The organism is Pedobacter chinensis (assembly GCF_003339865.1).
GTDB classification, from domain to species: Bacteria; Bacteroidota; Bacteroidia; order Sphingobacteriales; family Sphingobacteriaceae; genus Pedobacter; species Pedobacter chinensis.
Genome location: NZ_QPKV01000002.1, coordinates 122,729 through 141,918 on the forward strand (window position 1 = coordinate 122,729; position 19,190 = coordinate 141,918).

Annotated in this window: 16 protein-coding genes; 7 read left to right on the forward strand and 9 right to left on the reverse strand. The window is 35.7% G+C overall.

All coding sequences use genetic code 11. The features are described from left to right. The first annotated feature begins 38 nt into the window (after window positions 1-38). Entirely contained in the window at window positions 39-1,169 is a 1,131-nt protein-coding gene (locus DU508_RS01740) for an aminotransferase class I/II-fold pyridoxal phosphate-dependent enzyme (RefSeq protein WP_115401131.1), read from the forward strand. Beyond that, a complete protein-coding gene (gene bioD / locus DU508_RS01745; protein WP_115401132.1) occupies window positions 1,162-1,770 on the forward strand; it encodes a dethiobiotin synthase in 609 nt (202 codons plus the stop codon). Before DU508_RS01740 ends, bioD begins: the two co-directional genes overlap by 8 nt. Before the next feature lie 146 nt (window positions 1,771-1,916). On the opposite strand, the gene DU508_RS01750 is transcribed toward bioD, so the two are convergent. The 7 genes from DU508_RS01750 to DU508_RS24020 all read right to left on the reverse strand — a co-directional run bounded on the left by DU508_RS01750 (window position 1,917) and on the right by DU508_RS24020 (window position 11,080). Then, a complete protein-coding gene (locus DU508_RS01750) occupies window positions 1,917-2,606 on the reverse strand; it encodes a GDSL-type esterase/lipase family protein (protein WP_115401133.1) in 690 nt (229 codons plus the stop codon). A gap of 80 nt (window positions 2,607-2,686) precedes the next feature. Beyond that, window positions 2,687-3,589, reverse strand: coding sequence for a glycerophosphodiester phosphodiesterase family protein (locus DU508_RS01755; RefSeq protein ID WP_115401134.1), 903 nt, complete (start codon window positions 3,587-3,589; stop codon window positions 2,687-2,689). Between the two features lie 19 nt (window positions 3,590-3,608). After that, a complete protein-coding gene (locus DU508_RS01760; RefSeq protein WP_115401135.1) occupies window positions 3,609-4,508 on the reverse strand; it encodes a glycerophosphodiester phosphodiesterase family protein in 900 nt (299 codons plus the stop codon). A gap of 3 nt (window positions 4,509-4,511) precedes the next feature. Beyond that, window positions 4,512-5,924: a calcineurin-like phosphoesterase C-terminal domain-containing protein gene (locus DU508_RS01765; protein WP_115401136.1), complete on the reverse strand. Its 1,413-nt coding sequence runs from the start codon at window positions 5,922-5,924 to the stop codon at window positions 4,512-4,514. A gap of 80 nt (window positions 5,925-6,004) precedes the next feature. Next, window positions 6,005-7,573, reverse strand: coding sequence for a DUF5689 domain-containing protein (locus DU508_RS01770; RefSeq protein ID WP_115401783.1), 1,569 nt, complete (start codon window positions 7,571-7,573; stop codon window positions 6,005-6,007). A gap of 37 nt (window positions 7,574-7,610) precedes the next feature. Further along, a complete protein-coding gene (locus DU508_RS01775) occupies window positions 7,611-9,185 on the reverse strand; it encodes a SusD/RagB family nutrient-binding outer membrane lipoprotein (protein ID WP_115401137.1) in 1,575 nt (524 codons plus the stop codon). Between the two features lie 11 nt (window positions 9,186-9,196). Beyond that, window positions 9,197-11,080: a SusC/RagA family TonB-linked outer membrane protein gene (locus DU508_RS24020; protein WP_233509375.1), complete on the reverse strand. Its 1,884-nt coding sequence runs from the start codon at window positions 11,078-11,080 to the stop codon at window positions 9,197-9,199. A 73-nt stretch (window positions 11,081-11,153) separates the two neighbouring features. On the opposite strand from DU508_RS24020, the gene DU508_RS24025 reads away from it, so the two are divergent. Beyond that, the gene (locus tag DU508_RS24025) at window positions 11,154-11,354 is read left to right on the forward strand and encodes a hypothetical protein (RefSeq protein ID WP_233509376.1); all 201 of its coding nucleotides are present in this window, start codon (window positions 11,154-11,156) and stop codon (window positions 11,352-11,354) included. 176 nt (window positions 11,355-11,530) lie between these two features. Here the strand turns inward: DU508_RS24025 and DU508_RS24030 are convergent, their stop codons facing one another. Then, the gene (locus DU508_RS24030; protein WP_233509377.1) at window positions 11,531-12,547 is read right to left on the reverse strand and encodes a TonB-dependent receptor plug domain-containing protein; all 1,017 of its coding nucleotides are present in this window, start codon (window positions 12,545-12,547) and stop codon (window positions 11,531-11,533) included. Window positions 12,548-13,031: 484 nt separating this feature from the next. Next, window positions 13,032-14,255, reverse strand: coding sequence for a sterol desaturase family protein (locus DU508_RS01785; RefSeq protein ID WP_115401138.1), 1,224 nt, complete (start codon window positions 14,253-14,255; stop codon window positions 13,032-13,034). 161 nt (window positions 14,256-14,416) lie between these two features. Between DU508_RS01785 and DU508_RS01790 the strand changes: the two genes are divergently transcribed. From DU508_RS01790 to pgl, 4 genes are all read left to right on the forward strand, one after another. Further along, window positions 14,417-15,175, forward strand: coding sequence for an ROK family protein (locus DU508_RS01790; protein ID WP_115401139.1), 759 nt, complete (start codon window positions 14,417-14,419; stop codon window positions 15,173-15,175). A 213-nt stretch (window positions 15,176-15,388) separates the two neighbouring features. Beyond that, window positions 15,389-16,804, forward strand: a complete 1,416-nt coding sequence (gndA, locus tag DU508_RS01795) for an NADP-dependent phosphogluconate dehydrogenase (protein WP_115401140.1) — start codon at window positions 15,389-15,391, stop codon at window positions 16,802-16,804. A gap of 32 nt (window positions 16,805-16,836) precedes the next feature. Beyond that, window positions 16,837-18,351 carry a glucose-6-phosphate dehydrogenase gene (zwf, locus tag DU508_RS01800; RefSeq protein ID WP_115401141.1) on the forward strand — a complete coding sequence of 505 codons (1,515 nt, stop codon included), beginning with the start codon at window positions 16,837-16,839 and terminating at the stop codon, window positions 18,349-18,351. 108 nt (window positions 18,352-18,459) lie between these two features. Next, window positions 18,460-19,185: a 6-phosphogluconolactonase gene (gene pgl / locus DU508_RS01805; RefSeq protein WP_115401142.1), complete on the forward strand. Its 726-nt coding sequence runs from the start codon at window positions 18,460-18,462 to the stop codon at window positions 19,183-19,185. Window positions 19,186-19,190: the final 5 nt, after the last annotated feature.

The following is a 19,190-nucleotide window of genomic DNA, read 5'->3' on the forward strand; positions in this document are numbered from 1 at the left end:
CGTTCCTTTATTAGGAGCGCTTTCTTTATTTTTGACCAATGAGCAACATTGAGCATTTTCTTAATGACAAACTTCAGCAGCGAAAAGATAATCTATCGATAAGAAACCTTTCTACCCACTTTCCAGTTTTTGATTTCTCCTCTAATGATTATCTGGGTTTTGCCAGATCGAATGAATTAAAGCAGCTCATAGATCAAAATTTAAAACAACTATCTTTTTATCAAAATGGATCTGGTGGCTCGCGTTTGCTGAGTGGAAATACAGTATTTACTGAAGAAACTGAAGAATACATCGCTAACTTCCACCATGCAGAAGCTGGTCTGATATTTAACTCTGGCTACGATGCTAATCTTGGCTTACTATCCAGTATTCCGCAACGGGGTGACACCATAATCACAGATGAGCTTATTCACGCCAGTATAATTGATGGATGCCGGTTAAGTTATGCTACCCGATACAAATTCGCTCATAATGATTTAAGTGATCTGGAAAACAAATTGAAAATTGCAAAGGGGAATATTTTCGTTATTGTGGAAAGTGTTTATTCCATGGATGGCGATTTGTCTCCTTTGAAAGAAATTTCTTCACTTTGCGAAAAATATCGGGCTAATTTAATTGTTGATGAGGCCCATGCAACAGGTGTTTTTGGCTACCAGGGTAAGGGGTTGGTTAATCAATATCAATTGGAAGATAGAGTATTTGCAAGAATAGTAACATTTGGAAAAGCGCTAGGTAGTCATGGCGCTATTATTTTGGGCAGTAAAAATTTAAGGCATTACCTCATTAATTTTGCGAGATCATTTATTTACACCACTGCTGCTCCTATTCATAATATTGTATCCATAAAATCAGCTTATGAGCTTTTACCACAAATGGATCAAAAACTGATTCATCAAAAAATTACCTTATTTAAAAAACAAGTTTCTGAGTGTAATATTAATGTTTTGGATAGCGAAAGTACTATTCAAGGCGTGGTATTCTCAAATAATGAAAACACCAAAAATGCGGCAATTACTCTGCAGAATAAAGGTTTTGATGTGAGGGCAATATTAAGTCCTACAGTTGCTGTTGGCAAGGAAAGACTAAGGATTTGCCTTCATACGTATAATACTGACGAAGAAATTAAATCATTGGTTTACAATCTAAAGGAAATTAAAATTAATGGCTAAATATTTTATAACTGGAATAGGGACTGGAATTGGTAAAACATTGATCAGTGCAATTTTAACCGAAAAATTGAAAGCCGATTACTGGAAACCAATTCAATCAGGAGATTTGGAAAAAAGCGATAGCATGACAGTTTCTGACTTAATTAGCAATTCAAAAACCATTATTCATCAAGAAAGTTATCAATTAACTCAACCATTATCCCCACATTTATCAGCAAGATTGGATGGTATTGAAATTAATTTGAATGATATTCTTATTCCGGATACTGAAAACGATTTAATTATTGAAGGCGCCGGAGGGCTGATGGTGCCACTGAATGAGAGGGATTTAATTGTTGATTTGATCAAAAAATTAGAGGTCGAAGTCATCTTAATTTCTCAAAATTATTTAGGGAGCATCAACCATACCCTGTTATCAATCAACTTGCTCAACCAATACGGCATAAAAATAAAAGGTATTATTTTTAATGGCGATGAAAACCGTGAAACTGAAAGATATATTCAGCAGTATGCCAAGATAAAAAAACTAGGATATGTTCCTGGTTTAATAAATGTTGATAAACAAGAAATTATTAAAGCTGCTGATCACATTTTAATTTAGAGATGTATTGAAATATACTGTGCTTCAAGAGAGCAGGCGATATAGAAATATACCATTAAGAATTAAGTCTCTGATTAATTTTCTTAATCCTTAATGGTAATTGAAAAACATTGACTTGAATTCAATGTTAGTATGTAAATAAGAAATTAATTTAAATAACCGGTTTTCTTTAAAAAATCAGCCCAAACTTGATAACCTTCTGGTATTAAGTGTAACCCATCTTTAGTAAGTTCTGCCCTTAAATGCTTATCCTGATCGGTAAAGTTTGGATATAAATCAACTACAGTGACATTTTTTACAGCGAATTTTCTGATCTCATCATTTAACCAAAGAATGTGTTCATCCTTTCCATAGTGGTTTTTAAATTTCTCAAAAGCACTATTTACGGGCAAAAGCGTATTAAAATAAATCTGGGTTTTCTTTGAGCCTTTTCTAATTCTTGATATCATCATTTTATAATTTCTAAGAATGATGCTGTCTGGAATATTACGTGAAATATCATTAATTCCAATTAAGATAAATACTTTTGATGGTTTTCCATCAATCACATCCTGTAAACGTTCCAATACTCCAAAAGTAATGTCTCCTGAAATACCTCTGTTTTTTGCTTGAGAAAGGTTAAGCAGTTTAGCCCAATCCGTTCCAGCCGTAATGCTGTTTCCTAAAAAAACGATATCCTTTTTCGATTTAGGATCGGCTTTGAATTTATTAACCAGTTCAACATACTTTGCCGGGCGATAAGTACTATCCCACTGTACCGTTTGAGCCTTGGTATAATGCTGAAACAATAGAAATAAACCTATAATCAGGATGTTTTTATATGTATTTTTCTTCATTTTTTTAAGGAATTAAATGATTTGGTAATATTAAATTTTGTCTCTCTCTTTACGAGGTAAATCAGGTAAATAAAGTGTTACTATTTAGCCTGAACTAAAATATCCGGATAATCAGAAATGATCCCGTCAACCTTTAAAGCTTTCAGTTTCTTAATGTCTTCTAAAGCGTTTGGTGTCCATGGGATTATTTTAACACCATCAGCATGCGCTTTTTTAACCATTTCTTCATCAACCATTTTCCATTCCGGGCTTAAAATAAATGGCTTGAAGCCCAAATCGGCAATATTTTCTTCGTATGTTTTTTTATTGGCAACCAAAAAAGAAGTTTTAACTTTTGGGAATTTTTTATTGATGATTTGTATTGTTCTCTTATCAAAAGACTGAATGACAACGTAAGGCGTAATCTTCTTTTTCTCGATGACATCCATTAACAGTTTAACAAATTCTTCTGGTTGGGGATTGGTAACACCATCACCTTTTTCGCTGCATTTTGTTTCGATGTTATAAAAAAACTGTTTACGTTTATTTACTTTAATATCATGTTGAACCGAATCAATTAAATCGGCCAGTAGCGGGATATATTGTTTGGTTTTTTGTTGTTGAGGAAACAGATCGTAATATTTAGTTCCAAGATCGAATGCACGGAGCTCGTCATAATTCATTGCAAAAATTGGATATTTTTTCGCGTCAGTTTTTGGAATTTCCTTTCCATCCGGAGCAAGCATAAATGCAGGACTTAAATAATCGTCATGTGTTACCACCACTTTTCCATCTTTAGTAATGTGAGTATCCATTTCTAAAGTTGTAATACCATCGATTTTCATGGTATTCAGCATGGCAGAAATTGTGTTTTCAGGATAAAGCCCTCTGCCGCCTCTATGTGCTTCGGCACTAAAAGCAGGAAATTTTGATTGTTGAGCAATAGCCGCTGAAGTAAACAACAACGTTGTACAAAATGTAATGATCGGTGTTTTAAATTTCATAATTTCTGAGTTAATAGTCTTAAAATAGATCAGGATAATCAGACATGATCCCATCAATTTTTAGCTTTTTTAATTTCTCTATTTCTTCTTTGGTGTTTACAGTGGCTGTTAAAACCTTAACTCCATCTGCATGTGCCTTTTCTATAATATCCGGATTAAAACCTTTGTAAGAAGACCCGATGATGAAGGGCTTAAAACCCAAATCTGCCAGATGTTCCTCATAGCTTTTATCATTATTTGCTAGATATGAAAGTTTGATTTCAGGGTATTTTTTATGGATAATTTGTAGCACTCTTTTATCAAAAGATTGAATGATGGTATAATTTAATATTCCTTTTTTTTTAACCACGGCCAAAACCAAATCAACGAATTTTTCAGGCTTGGGATGCAAAATATCGTCGCCTTTTTCTGTTGATTTAATCTCAATATCAAAGAAACACTGTTTTAAATGATTAACTTTTATTTCATGTTGAACAGAATCAATTAAATCACCAAGACGGGGAATGTAACTTTTAACTTTCTTTTGCCTTGGGAATGCCGGATAGGCTTTTGATCCAACAATAAACTGTTTCAGTTTATCATAGTTCATGCTGTAAACCACATACTTTTTAGCTTCCGATTTTGGAATTTGAGATCCTTCTGGAAAAGATGTAAACGCTTCGCTTAAATAATCATCATGCGTAACAACCACTTCATTATCTTTAGTGATATGGGTATCCATCTCTAAAGTAGTTACACTATAATTTTTTAAGGTAAACAACATTGCCGGAATGGTATTTTCTGGCATTAGCCCTCTCCCACCGCGATGCGCTTCACTGCTAAATACAGGATATTCCGGTAAACTTTTTACAGTTGTAAAGCTATTTGAAGACACGGTTGCCAATACAAATAAACCAGAAACCACAGCAAGAACTTTCATTACTTATCCCTTAAATTCAACCTCAAACTTTTCTCCAAATCTATCGGTAGCGACCACTTTGACATTTTTTACCGATGGTTCAAAGTGTGCCACAAATAAATGTTCCGTTGAATGTGGCTCAGGGAAAGTTCTTCCGGCAGGTAAGGTTGGACCTTTATATAAAGTAACGGTTTGAGGATCGTATCCTTTCTGGTTTTCCATTTCGCCCATTGCTTTGCCATCCAGGAAATACTCAACTTTCCACATCGGATCCCAATTCCATACATTGGCAATTAATCTTTTTTGATTGGTTAATTCATCAACATAAATATGAACCTGCTCTTTTCTGCTTAAGCCCGTTGGTTGATAATACCATTTTAAATTGGTATCATCTACCTCATAAACACCATAACCTCTTGGAGTTCCATCCTCACAAACAGGACCAGTCCACCAGGCTCCACAAACTGCGCCATGATTATGCTCAAAAATTCCATTCGTAATCACATTACGTGTATAATGCGTATGTCCGGACATGATGTGCACATTTGAAAATCCCTGTAGGATGGCATACAGATCACTATTGTTCTTTACTGAATTATGAACAGGAATATGAAGATTGATAATTACCAAAGCATCTTTTGCAACAAATTTTAAATCTTTTGCAAGCCAGTCTAATTGCGCCTGGGTAATAAATCCATCATATTTTCTTTCTTCTCCAAGGTAACGAACATCATCCATTACCACATAATGTGCTTTTCCGCGATTAAATGAGTAATACGTTGGGCCGTAATGTTCCTGAAATGTTTTATCCGATGTTTCATCGCCTCCCTTTCCATAATCCATATCATGGTTACCCAGGCATTGGAAGAATGGAATACCCATTTCCTTTACAGCTTTATTATAATCGGCGAAAAGTTCATGATTATCCCAAACAATATCGCCAACGGTTATTCCGTGAACGGGAATATTGCCCATAGTTCTAATAACTTTTTTGGTATCAGGAACAGAGGTTGTCATCATTTTCTCTACATCCTTTTTGTTTTTTACCTGAGGATCGGCCCATATAATGAAATTATGGCGATCATCATTTTGCTTCATTGCCTTTAACTCAAAATTTAGCACTGTTTTGGCATCTGCTTGCTCGTAATATTTTGCGAGATAACTGTCTGTAGTAAATTCGTAACCAGACGGCGTACTAATCCAGATAAATTTAGCCAATGGATTTACTTCAATGGAATAATTGCCATTTTTATCTGTTTGTACCACACTGAAACCATCAGAAACAATAACATTCGCTATTCCTTTTCCTTTACTGGTTACCCGTCCATTGATTTTATTATCAACATCTAAAAATGAAAATGCTGAATAAGATTTTAAGCTAACGAATAAAGTGGTAGTTAATAATCCTGTTTTTTGGATGAATGATCTTCTGTTCATTTTTAAATAAGGATGTGGAGATTGATTAAGAAACTAAGGAAGCCTTTTGAGCTTCCTTAGTTAAATTTTGTGACTATTTTTTATTTAAGTGCTGTAGCTGGAACGCCATCTGGATTATCAGCTGACGGTGCAGGGAAAACACCTTCAATTTCGTTTAACTGAGATGTTTTGGTTAACTGGAAATGAGTTGCCGACCTTACTTTAACCCATTTACCTAAAGTTACACTGTAAATACCGCCAAACTTATAGTAATATCCCTGATCTGCAACAGTATTAGGATGATAAGGAAAGAATAGTGTATTTGTACCTTGTCTGTAAAAAGGTTGAGCAGCTAACGTAATAGGATTAATTGCGTCATAAAAATCGTTATTCGCAATTCTATACCCTACTGCAGGTGGCCCCGCTGAAAACAAACTACCGCCACTTGAAATAAATACACAGTCAATTGGCCTGGTGTTTACATCAACCGCAGTACCCTCAAATAAAGCCACGCCATAAGCATTACCACTATTGGCTAATAAATTGGTTGTTTTAGTTCCAAAACCATCCCCATCAGTGGTAGAATAGTTGAAGGATCTTATCCACTTAGCTGAAGCAATGCTTGTAGAACCCGTACTGTTAATTAATTTATTGGCTCCTCCTACATAGAAGAATTCACCTTTTGAAACCGTACCAGATGTTAAATTGAATTTATATGTTCTCACATCGCCTGTTGCCCAACCTCGTGTAGGAAATCCCGTTGGAGTTGACGCTCCGGCATTATTTGTGGTAACAACAGAAAAAGGAGTAACAGCGAAATTAATATCTCTGGTCGCAATAAACTGTATATATTCATTGTTAGCGTCTGTACCCATAGGATCGGCTATTAACCCTGAAATAATTGCTGAAGGAATTTCAACAGTAGAACTTAATACGACAACATCATCAAGCGTTCTGATGCGGTGTTGAGCAACAAGCTTTCCATCTGAACCTATTTTTGGAATAACTATACCATAGTAGTTTGCGCTAAAAGGTAGTCCGGTATTGTTGGCAAATGTGGCGGTAGCCTCAGTGTGCAAGATAATATTATCAAAGCCATCATTTAATAATTTATCGCCCGAATAAGTATCTGTAGGTTGGGGAATCGGATCGAAACCGCCTTTTACAATGGCCACTAACGAACTTTCATAATCCTGAGGTCTGGCTAATACTAAATTACTTCCCACCCGATTCGGAGTAATCGTTTTACCTGAACCCAATTTAGTAACAGCTGTTGGTGCTATTCCTGTAACTTGTAAAAGTCCGTTTGCTCTTGTCAGTACGCCACCACTAATGGTAACAGCCACTGAATCACCAGGCACATACTTGGTGGCATCAGCACCGATTGGAATTGAAATACCCCTAACCAATGATAGACGTTTTTTATCTTGTATAATTAACAAACCAGCTGGTAAATTACCTCCCGAATGATCGGAAATAACCACACCACTAATTGCGTTGGAACCATACATTAATTCTGCAGTAAGGGTTAGATCAGAACCTTTATATAAATTTTTAAGGTCGTAAATAGGAATGTACGGACTAATTACCCCGCCAGGATACTTAGTTTTTTGGCAACTGTTTATTAAGACTGTTAATAACAATAAACCGTAAATTATATATTTTTTCATTTTTAATGATTTTATCTTTTTATAACTTTTATCAGATTTATGGTTTTTGCCACCAAACCTGAGTGTTTTTTTCATCTGGCCCCTGATTAGCTACTGCATTTTTATAGTTAGTAGGATTTGCTGATTGAACATATACCGGATAAGTTAATCTTGCAGGCATCATTCCACCATTTCTTAAGCCAGGGCCTTTAGGTAAAACAGGGTGCCCTGTACGGCGGTATTCTACCCATTGCTGTAAATCCTCCAAAAATAAAGCATAATATTTCTGTACGTGGATCTGTTCCATTTTTGTATCAAAATCATTTGAAGGAACCCACGCAATATCAGCATTGGTTAAATAAGAATTAAAGATCGGATCATTTATGGTTGCAGGAGTTGTAGTACCGGTGGTTGCCGTAGGGTTTGGATACAATGGCAGCCACGTTGTAATAGTAGCTAACACGCCTGTTTTATAATAGGTTTCTGCATTTCCTGATATATAACCTTTAATGGCAGCTTCTGCTAAAATGAAATTCAGCTCTGCATAATTCATGATCATCCCGGTTAAAGGATCACTTTGCATACTTGTAGTGGAGGTACTTGAATAAAAATAAGATCCTTTTTTGACACCGGTACCTGGTAAATAACCGCTTGGTGTGCCAAAAAAGCCACCACCATTAGCAGCAGAAGCCTGTGCAATTCCCCATCTGTTTATTCCATTTTTTCCATAGGTATTCAGATCAAGGAAAGGACTGTTCCAATCCGTTAAGTTTCTCATAAAGAATTCACCAATTGCTGGCGCAGTAAAATCCTGTGTTCTTACGTTGTTTACATATGGAGAAGTGTATGCACCGGTACCTGTCCAACGCAGGATCGCAGAATCGTCGTTACTAGTAAATTTAGGATAAGCAGAGGCTCTTGTATCAACTATTTCCTTGATTTTTGCAATAACATCTGCAGAAACTTCAGCTTTACCAGATAATCTCAATAATAATCTTAAATACAATGAGTTGCCAAATTTACGCCATCTGGAAACATTACCACTAAAAACCGGATCGCTTGAAGAAATAATTGCGGTATTTTTAGTCAATAAAGTGTTGGCCTCTTCTAACTTTTGAAATAAATCCAGATAAATATCTTTTTGTTTATCAAAAGCAGGTTCAAGAATAAATTCTTTGGCTTTATTTGAATCGAAATAAGGAATATCGCCATAAGTATCTGTCAACATGGAATATATCCATGTCTGACAAATTAATGATATTCCCTGATAAGATTCATTAAAGGTTACAGCTTCAGAAGCTTTGGCATAAATATCTTTATAATTCGTTAACTGAACATACCAGTTATTCCATAAATAATCGGAAATGGTACGGTTAAAATCATATCTGAATACCTGATAATCAGCATCACTCATGTTAACTGTAACCTGCATTAATTCATTATTAAAATTCCGGTTACGAATCATGTTAACTGTTACCGTACTGCTTAACGCCGGTGCCAAAAGCTGGGCAGGAGTTGCTGAAGGTGAATTGTTAGGGTCTGTATTTATTTGTGTGAAATCCTTTTTGCAGGAAGACATTACCACAATGGTTGTCATTATGGTCAGAATAATTTTATTTTTAATCTTTTTCATGTTTAGTAGTGTTAAATTCCGATTACTAAATTTAATCCAAAAGTTCTGGTAGAAGGAAACTGTCCAGTTTCAAATCCCTGTACAATGTCAGTTCCTGCCAGCGTACCAAATTCAGGATCGAACATTGGCCACGGTGACCAGATATATAAGTTACGGCCATAAGCCCCGATTGTTGCACGTTGTAAACCTATTTGTTTTAATAGTTTTGGAGACAATGTATAATCTAAACGTGCCTCTCTAAATTTAACAAAATTTGTACTAAATGTACTTCCTTCTGCATTATCAGCACCCATTTGTGCCCTGTAATAATTATCAACATTAAAAGCAATCACATCATTTTTGCGATAAGTTCCATCAGGATTTTGAATTACCCCATCACCAATAATACCATTATATCTACCAGGTAAGGTGTTTGCTGTTTTACCTTGTTCAACTAATTTATAATTCATCAATGAGTGAGCAACACCACCAACCTGAGCATCGAACAATACATTTAATCTGAATCTTCTATAGCTAAATTCACTACCTAAACTTAATTTATATCTAGGTATTGTATTTCCAAGAAAAACAACATCATCAGTAATTTTCGCAACGCCAGTTGTTTCATCGTACACAATTTGTCCGTCAGGAGAGCGTACAAAACCTCTTCCGTACATATCGCCCATGCTGCCACCAACTTTTGCTACGATTTGACCACCAGCTACAGGACCATTTCTTAAAACTACAGAGGTATCTCCGTCAAGATCAATGATTTTGTTTTTATTGGCTGCGAAAGTGAAATTTGCCGACCATTTAAATCCATCCTTAGTTTGAACAGGAGTACCATTTACGGCAAGCTCTATACCTCGGTTGTTTACCTGGCCTGCATTGATAACGATTTGATTATATCCAACAGCACGATCTACAATTCTATACAGAATCTGATCTTTTGTATTACCTGCATATAAAGCCAGGTCAAAATTCAATCTGCTTTTAAATAATCTGATATCTGCCCCAACTTCATAAGCAGTTGTTCTCAAAGGCCTTAAATTTGAATTGGTCAGCACAGAAGGATTTTGTAATGCTCCTCCAGGAAATAAACCACCACTTGCAACCGGATATGTATATGCGGTTAAGTATGATGTAGTACCACCACTTCCCACTTGAGAATATGAAGCCCTTAGCTTGGCCAGGTTTATAACTGTTGGTAGTTTAAACAAATCAGATGCGATGAAACTTAAGCTGGCTGATGGATAGAAGAAACTCACATTATCTGTTCTAAGTGGCGTGGCCAATACACTGGTCCAGTCACTTCTGCCGGTTAAATCTAAATATAAGTAGTCTTTGTATGCAGCAGAAAATACTCCATAAAAACTATTCACATTAAATTTAGATTTGTAGGGAAGACTTACCAATGTTCCGGCTGCATTAGAGAAAGAATAAATTTGAGGATAGATTAATGAATCGGCACGAATCTCATCTCTATTATATCTGTTTTGCACCATGCTACCTCCTGCAGTAGCGGTAAGCTCCAAATCTTTTACTACTTTTTTATTATATCTTAACAAGAAATCACTTGATGCTTCCTGTGAATAGATGTTTTGGGTACGAAAAGATCCTTTCGGTAATTTCGTTCCGGCATCATAAGGTCTGTCCTGCTCACGTTGCTCATAACTAAAATCAAGAGCAGTTCTAAGTTGTAAGCTTAATTCTTTAGTAAAATTGTAGGTTGCCTGTATATTACCAGTTACGCCATTACGATTCGATTTATTTAAAAACTCGTAAGATATAGCATAAGGATTTTCAGGGAAAGAGCTGAAAGGATATTGAATCACTCTTCCTTCCTGGCCATTTTTCCAATAATTTCTTAACCATTCCGGATCAGCATTTGGCTGCCAGAAAATGTACCAATACATTAATGATTGATTACCATAACCTGCACCAGGTAAATTATCACTGAATTTATTAGTATAATTTACTTTTGATGAAATGGTTAGCTTATCATTAATTTTAGAATTAACTGAAAGCGCTACCGAATTACGTCCATATCCGGTATTAGGAGTAATCCACTTATTTTCTACATTGGTAACTGAAAAACGTGCTGTAGTTCTGTCTGTACCTCCATCAATACTAACAGAATTGGTAAATGTTTGTCCGGTTTTAAAGAAATTATTTACGCCATTAGTGTAAGGAACCCAAGGTGTTCTTTCTTTGCCCTGTGCCTGAGTGATCGGATCATATTGATAAAATTTAAGATCAGGATCAAATTTAGGTCCGTATGCAGAACTTGTACCACTTGTGCTTGCACCATCTGGCCCGGCCAGGAAAGAATAATACGGCGCACCATCTAAACCTTGTCCGTATTCTTATTGTAAATCCGGCCAGCGGTTTACACTCTCAATAGAGGCATTCGAATTTACACTGATTCCTAATCCCTTACGTTTAGAGCTTCCCGATTTAGTTGTAATAATAATTGCTCCGTTCGCACCACGCTGGCCGTAAAGTGCAGCCGCGCCAGGTCCTTTTAAAACACTAACACTTTCTATATCTTCAGGGTTAATATCGTTTACGCTACTACCATAATCTGCAGGCATATTATCGCTTCCTGTACCATAAACCGACTCACCAGCAACAGCAGTACGTCTTCCGCTTCCAGAGTTTATAATCACTCCATCAACCACAATTAAAGCTTCATTTTCTCCTGTTAAATTGCTTTCACCACGTAAAATAATTTTATTTGAACCGGTTGGACCACTGTTTGACCTTACCATGTTTAAACCTGCTACCTTACCAGACAAAGCATCAATCCAGTTGCCTGAAACTGCATCTGTTAGTTGTTCTCCCTGTACAGTTGTGGTAGCATAACCTAAAGCCCTTGCTTCCCGTTTAATACCTAAAGCAGTTACTACAACCTCATTCAACTGACTGGACGAAGGCACTAGCCTGATCACTACATTTAATTGTGTTGTGGCATAAGTTTTCTTTATGGTAGTATAACCTATCATATTGAAATTTAGTTCTGTTCCCTGCGGAACGGTAAAACCAAATTCACCGTTGTTTCCTGTTTGTCCAAGAACCTTCTTGTCAGATGTACTTACAGTGGCACCAATCAACGGGCTTCCATCACTATCGTCAAGAACTCTACCCTTAATCAACACGTTACCTTGTGAAAATGAAGATAAAGAGTAAGATAATAAAACACCTAAAAGAAAAATTCTGATGTAAAATGAAGAAGGGCGACTCGCTGTGTTTAGAAACGATTTCTTTTCATTTTGCTGGGAATGCTTAGGAGTTGCAGGCCCTGCATTTAATCCATGCCGAAACATGGAAACTGTTCGAGTAAAAAGTTTGTTCATATTATATCCGGTTATAGGTTTATTCATTAGTAATTTTCGTTTTGTTTCGTATTCGGATTAGCGGCAAAGTAAGCCCCCTAAGATTAAGGAAGTGTTAAGCCACTGTTAAAAAAACGAAAGGAACGCTCATAAAATTACGAATTGTTCGTTTTACCATTTTTAATGGTTTCGATAATTAAATCTAGTAAAACGAATCGAAACTAAAAACAAAATATTAAATTCAGAAAAAATATTTAACATTTAACAATTCAATTTCTTGTATAAAGTTAATTTTAACTCAAAATAATTACCCGGAAAACTATAGTGGAAGAAACTAAAAATAGCTTTAAAGCTTTTTTAAGAAAGATTTCAATTAAAATTTAAGATTTGAAGATTAAAAAAACCTAAACGTAACAAATCCAATACATTAAAACTTATTTAAGTTAAGTGAAATGTAATTTAAGTTTTTTAAATGAAATTAAATATTCTATGTAACATTTTTGTTTGCGAATAAGCGAAACATAAAGAAACACTACTGCTTAGTTTTGTGATAGCTAAATACGTATCTAATGTAAATTTTACTTAAAGAAAAGGTTCTCTCTAAAATAATAAGGAGTACTATGGGAAATACAACCCATTCAAATATTTCAAAGGTGTAGAAGAAATAGGCAAACACAAGTATCAATCTAAAACATTCCAGATAATAAATCCACTTGCGTTGTTCCAGTAGCGCACCAATATTGATTAAACTAATGATGATAAAAATAAGGATTGCCCATCTATCCAATGTTGAAATAGCGTTATAAAACATGGTTGCCGCCGTTAACATGGCCACCACAAGAACCAGCTGAAAGTTTAAATAAGATTTGAACCTCAAGCCCGAATTTTTATTCTCCTTATTTTGAAAATATCTTTTTTCTAAGATCGGTCTGATATTTTGATCCATTAATGCAGGACTTCCGAACAGTGCATTCCATTTAGCTTTAAAGCCATTTGCTCTTTTATAAGCCTCTCCTATTTCAAGGTAATAATGAAAGTGCTGCCATAAGAAGCTGTAACTTTTAAGCGGGTGGGTTAATCCATACTTTGGTGGTTCTTCTTCTTTTTGAAAGGTACCGAAAAGCTTATCCCAAAAAACAAAAACATCTCCATAATTTTTATCGAGGTACTTTTCATCCGATGCATGATGAACACCGTGTAAAGACGGAGTAATGAATACATGCTCTAACCACCCCAGCTTACCCACTAATTGCGTATGGGTAAAAAATGAATAGGCACCATGTGCCAGCAATATGGTTATGATCATGTTTGGATGAAAACCGACCAAAGGTAAAGCACACCAAAATACATTTCTAAAAATAGCCTGTATGGTAGTAATTCTTGCTGCGGCAGATAAATTAAACTCTTCGCTTTGGTGGTGTACTATATGAGCTGCCCATAAAAAATTAATCTCATGTCCTAAGCGATGATACCAATACCAAACAAAATCTGTTGTCAGCAATAACAATATCCACACATACCATTTGTTTGGGATATTAAATAATGCATAATGATCATAAACCCATTGATAAACCTGATAAAAACTGGCCGCAATAAAAAGATTTAACAATCGTTCTGCAATACCCACACTGAAATTTGCAACGGAACTTTCGTATTTAAATACCTTATCTTTTTTCCTTTGCTGAGCAATCTTATACTCAATGAAAACAAAAATGAAAAAAGCAGGAATGGCAAAAGCTAGGTAGTTTACAGTCATAATGGTCAGGGTCTGTTTTTTGATAAACGCTACAAACTTAAAAATATTCTACTAATTACGTAGATTTAATAGTTTACTATTTCAAATTAGTTTCTATTCTATTCGTTTAATGTTTTTTGTTTCTATTAATTTGCATAATCAGTTTATATAAAAGCAAAAATATGGCAGCACAAAAAAAAGGCGATCATTTAAATATCCTATCCATTGATATTGGTGGAACGAGTATTAAAACTGTCTTACTGGATGAAGACGGAAATATGTTATCAGAATATTTAAAGAGTAAAACGCCAGAAGGTGCTACTCCAAAAGATATAGTTACTGGTATTGAAGAGTTAATTAAACCAATACCAGATACTTTTGACAGGGTTTCCATCGGCTTTCCCGGATATGTTAAAAATGGAATCGTTAAAACAGCACCAAATCTGGCTAAAAACAAATGGACAGATGTAGATTTAGCTCAACGTGTTGCAGATGTTTTGAACAAACCGGTAAGGTTGGTAAACGATGCCGACCAACAAGGCTTGGGAGTTGCAGAGGGAAAGGGATTTGAAATTGTGTTTACTGTTGGCACGGGTTTTGGCACAGCACTTCTATTCGATGGAGAACTTCTTCCTCATTTGGAACTCGCTCATTTCCCTATTAATAAAGAAGAAGATTACGATGATTATATTGGTAATAGAGCCTTTGAAAAAATTGGGAAGGAGCGTTGGAACAAACGCTTAAAAAAGGTTATTGAAATTTATAAAACGGTGTTTAACTATGACTATTTATATATAGGAGGTGGTAATTCAAAACAAATAGATCTGAAACTGGATGATAACATCAAATTAGTAACCAATAGAGATGGAATTAAGGGCGGAGCAAAGCTTTGGAAACTTGCAGATAAATACAACATCTTCACTGTTAAACCGAAAGTTTAAGAAACTGCTTAATTTTGAGGAGTTGAATTGTTGGGTTCGGCGGGGTAAAAACCAACATGGGGCATTGCAGGTGTTTTTTACGCATAGCTCAGTAATAAAATCAACAAATCATTTTAAACAATACGATGTAGAATTTATTACAATCTTTTAACAACATAATCTATAATATTAATTTGTAAATCCTAATTTTGAACGCAATCAAAAAAACAAAAAATGGCAAATAGCGATTCGAAACAATATAAATTGGGAATGATAGGTTTAGGTACAATGGGCCGCAATCTATTATTGAACATGGCTGATAAAGGCTTTTCAGTTACAGGTTATGATAAAGATCATAAAATGATAACCAAACTCGAAGAAGAAGGCAAAGAACATCATCTTAAGGGTTTTGCTAACATTGAGAACTTTATCAGCAGTTTGCAAACTCCCCGAACGTTAATTCTATTGGTCCCGGCTGGCCCGATTGTAGATAATGTTATCGCTGAATTAAAACCTTTGTTAAGTAAAGGAGACATTATTATTGATAGCGGAAACTCTCATTTTACTGATACTAACCGCCGTGTGGATGAACTGGAAAAAGAAGGTTTACATTTCTTTGGAATGGGTATTTCAGGCGGAGAAGAAGGAGCTCGCTTTGGTCCGAGTATGATGCCAGGTGGCGATAAACAAGCATACAATGTTGTAAAAGAAGTTTTTGATGCTGTTGCTGCTAAAGTTAGCAGCGATCCATGTGTAACTTATATAGGCCCGGGTGCATCTGGTCACTTCGTGAAAATGGTACATAATGGTATAGAATATGCTATAATGGAGCTTATTGCAGAAGTTTATGGTGTACTTAAAAATGGCTTAGGCTATTCAAACGATGATATATATAAGGTATTCAAAAAATGGAATGAAGGCAGGCTTCAATCTTTTCTGTTAGAGATTACTGCTGAAATATTTGTTTTTAAAGACACCGAGACCCAAAATGATCTTTTAGATCAGATTAAAGATGAGGCCCGCTCAAAAGGAACCGGAAAATGGACTTCAGAAGTTTCTATGGAACTTCAACTTCCTATACCTACCATTAATGAAGCCGTTTCTAATCGTGATTTATCTAAATTTAAGAAACTTAGAGTTTCTTTAGAAGAAGCTTTTGGTAAGAAAGAAAATCAGATTGATGTTTCCATTGATGATTTGGAAAATGCTTTTTACTTCTCTATGATTAGCGCTTATGCTCAGGGCATGCACCTTCTTGTACAGGCTTCTAAAGAATATCAATACGATCTTCAATTACAGGAAATAGCGAAGATTTGGCGTGGAGGATGTATCATCAGAGCTAAGTTTTTAGAAGACATTTACCAGGCCTATGATAAGAATAACTCTTTAGAGCACTTGTTTGGAGATGCTGGTATTCAACAAATTATTAAAACTACTTTAAGTGGAACCCGTAAAACCATTTCAGCTTGTATCAATGCAGGAATTGGCATCCCGGCCTTTGCCTCTACCCTAACTTATTTTGATACCATTACTACAGCCAGAATGCCATCAAACCTTATTCAGGCTCAGAGAGATTTTTTTGGCGCGCACACTTTCGAGCGTATTGACAAGGACGGTGTTTTCCATGCAGACTGGAACAAATTATCGTAAGTAATAAATAGAATTAAGAATCCCGACATAAAATGAAAATCAAAACCGCATTAAACCCGACAATATTTGTAATATTTGGTGGTACAGGTGATTTAAACAAAAGAAAACTGGCACCTGCGCTGTACAATTTATTTATTGAGGGTTACATGCCTGAGAAATTCGCCATCATTGGCACTGGCAGAACTGAATTTACAGATGAAAGTTATAAGGGTGCTTTGGAAGAGGCTGTTAATGAATTCTCACGGACTGGAAAAGTAAAAAAAGATAAATGGGATGCATTTGGAAACACCATCCATTATTGTCCGACAGATTTTGCACATCCGAAAACCTTCGAAAATTTAAAAGCATCAGTAGAGAAATATCAAAACGAATATGGTGCCGATACACAAGTTATATTCTACTTAGCGGTTGCACCAAATTTCTTCCCTGTAATTGCAGAGTGTTTACAGAAATACAAACTCACTCAAAATGAAGATAATAGCCGTATTGTAATTGAAAAACCATTTGGTCATGATTTAGAATCGGCAAAAGAGTTAAATGCTTTACTGAGTACTATTTTCACAGAAAAGCAGATTTATCGTATAGATCATTATTTGGGTAAGGAAACTGTTCAGAATATGATGGCTTTTCGTTTTGCAAATGCTTTATTTGAACCTTTGTGGAACAGATCATATATTGATCACGTTCAAATTTCGGTAACGGAGCAATTGGGTGTTGCCGATCGCGGTGGTTATTATGAAGGTGCCGGGGCATTGCGTGATATGATTCAAAATCACCTCTTACAATTATTATGTTTAATTGGCATGGAAGCCCCTATTAATTTCGATGCTGATGAAATCAGAAACCGTAAAGTAGAGGTTTTAAGAGCCGTACGTGCTTTTTCGGCTGATGAAATTCGCTTTAACACAGTTCGCGGTCAGTACAGCAAAGGTTGGGTAGAAGGAAAAGAAGTACCAGGCTACCGCCAGGAAAAAGGCGTAGATCCGCATTCCAATACAGAAACATTTGCTGCGGTTAAATTTCATATTGATAACTGGAGATGGCAAGGTATTCCATTCTATTTAAGAACCGGAAAACGTTTAAATCAAACTTCCTCACTAATCACTATTCAATTTAGAGATGTGCCTCATCAGATTTTCTCTTCAGGAGTAACTGAAAACTGGCAGCAAAATCGTCTGGTAATCAGCATTCAACCGGAAATGAGCATTCGCATGCAGGTTCAGGCAAAAAGACCAGGTTTAGATATGGTTTTAAACCCTGTTGATATGGTTTTTGATTATAAAGGAACATACGATAGCGATTCACCGGAGGCTTATGAAACATTACTTCTTGATGCAATGATGGGTGATCAAACTTTATTTATGCGTGGAGACCAGGTTGAAGCTGCCTGGGAATTGGTAATGCCAATTTTAAATACCTGGGAAAGTAAAAAATCAATTAACTTCCCTAACTACCCTGCAGATAGCTGGGGGCCGGAAGAAGCAGAAGCACTTATTGCCAGAGATGGTTTTCACTGGTTTAATTTGCCGTTGAAGAATAAAGATTAAACCTTCATCCTGTCATTGCAGGGTAGGAAGCGATTTAACAGGTTTGCTGTTCAAAATTTACAGCATTAAGATTGCTTCGTACCTCGCAATGATGATAAAAGATAAAAAATGAATTTACTGATTTACAAAACGCTTGAAGAACTTACGGAAGACCTCGCTGATTATATCATCAAGATAGCAGAATTTTCTATAGAAGAGAATGATCGTTTTAACTTCGTGCTTACCGGCGGAAGTTCACCTAAAGCGCTTTACCAGTTTCTGGCTAAAGAGTGTGAGCATCGAATTGATTGGGAAAAGGTTTACTTCTTTTTTGGTGATGAGCGTAATGTTCCGGCTGATGATGAGAATTACAATGGCTTAATGGCGAAGAGAACTTTGCTTGATCCATTAAACATAAAAGATGATCATATCTTTTATGTGAATACTAACCTTGCTCCTGAAAAAGCAGCCATAGAATACAAAAAATCAATAGATAGGCACTTTAAAGGTGAAGACATTGTATTCGATTTAATTCTGTTAGGCATGGGTGATGATGCACATACAGCATCAATATTTCCTCATACCAGTTTAGTAAAAGATGAAGAAGTAAACGTAGCTTCCGTTTTTGTAGAGAAGTTAAATACTTATCGAATTAGTTTTACAGCTCCACTCATAAACAAGGCAGAAAACATTGCTTTCCTTGTTTTTGGCGAGAATAAAGCCGAGGCTATAAAACATGTTATTGGTGATGAACAGAAAGATGTGGACCAGTATCCTTCACAATTGATTAATCCTATTGATGGAAAATTAACTTTCTTTACTGATGAGGCCGCCACTAAATTGTTAGAAGATTAAAATAT

What these genes read in the sequence shown, in the direction of transcription:
- DU508_RS01770 (WP_115401783.1), bottom strand. Translation starts at nt 7,573, where the DNA reads ATGAAAAAATATATAATTTACGGTTTATTGTTATTAACAGTCTTAATA.
- DU508_RS24020 (WP_233509375.1), bottom strand. Translation starts at nt 11,080, where the DNA reads ATGTATTGGTACATTTTCTGGCAGCCAAATGCTGATCCGGAATGGTTA.
- DU508_RS24030 (WP_233509377.1), bottom strand. Translation starts at nt 12,547, where the DNA reads ATGAATAAACCTATAACCGGATATAATATGAACAAACTTTTTACTCGA.
- zwf (WP_115401141.1), top strand. Translation starts at nt 16,837, where the DNA reads ATGAAAATCAAAACCGCATTAAACCCGACAATATTTGTAATATTTGGT.
- DU508_RS01765 (WP_115401136.1), bottom strand. Translation starts at nt 5,924, where the DNA reads ATGAACAGAAGATCATTCATCCAAAAAACAGGATTATTAACTACCACT.
- DU508_RS01750 (WP_115401133.1), bottom strand. Translation starts at nt 2,606, where the DNA reads ATGAAGAAAAATACATATAAAAACATCCTGATTATAGGTTTATTTCTA.
- DU508_RS01775 (WP_115401137.1), bottom strand. Translation starts at nt 9,185, where the DNA reads ATGAAAAAGATTAAAAATAAAATTATTCTGACCATAATGACAACCATT.
- DU508_RS24025 (WP_233509376.1), top strand. Translation starts at nt 11,154, where the DNA reads ATGGTTAGCTTATCATTAATTTTAGAATTAACTGAAAGCGCTACCGAA.
- DU508_RS01760 (WP_115401135.1), bottom strand. Translation starts at nt 4,508, where the DNA reads ATGAAAGTTCTTGCTGTGGTTTCTGGTTTATTTGTATTGGCAACCGTG.
- DU508_RS01755 (WP_115401134.1), bottom strand. Translation starts at nt 3,589, where the DNA reads ATGAAATTTAAAACACCGATCATTACATTTTGTACAACGTTGTTGTTT.
- gndA (WP_115401140.1), top strand. Translation starts at nt 15,389, where the DNA reads ATGGCAAATAGCGATTCGAAACAATATAAATTGGGAATGATAGGTTTA.
- DU508_RS01740 (WP_115401131.1), top strand. Translation starts at nt 39, where the DNA reads ATGAGCAACATTGAGCATTTTCTTAATGACAAACTTCAGCAGCGAAAA.
- bioD (WP_115401132.1), top strand. Translation starts at nt 1,162, where the DNA reads ATGGCTAAATATTTTATAACTGGAATAGGGACTGGAATTGGTAAAACA.
- pgl (WP_115401142.1), top strand. Translation starts at nt 18,460, where the DNA reads ATGAATTTACTGATTTACAAAACGCTTGAAGAACTTACGGAAGACCTC.
- DU508_RS01790 (WP_115401139.1), top strand. Translation starts at nt 14,417, where the DNA reads ATGGCAGCACAAAAAAAAGGCGATCATTTAAATATCCTATCCATTGAT.
- DU508_RS01785 (WP_115401138.1), bottom strand. Translation starts at nt 14,255, where the DNA reads ATGACTGTAAACTACCTAGCTTTTGCCATTCCTGCTTTTTTCATTTTT.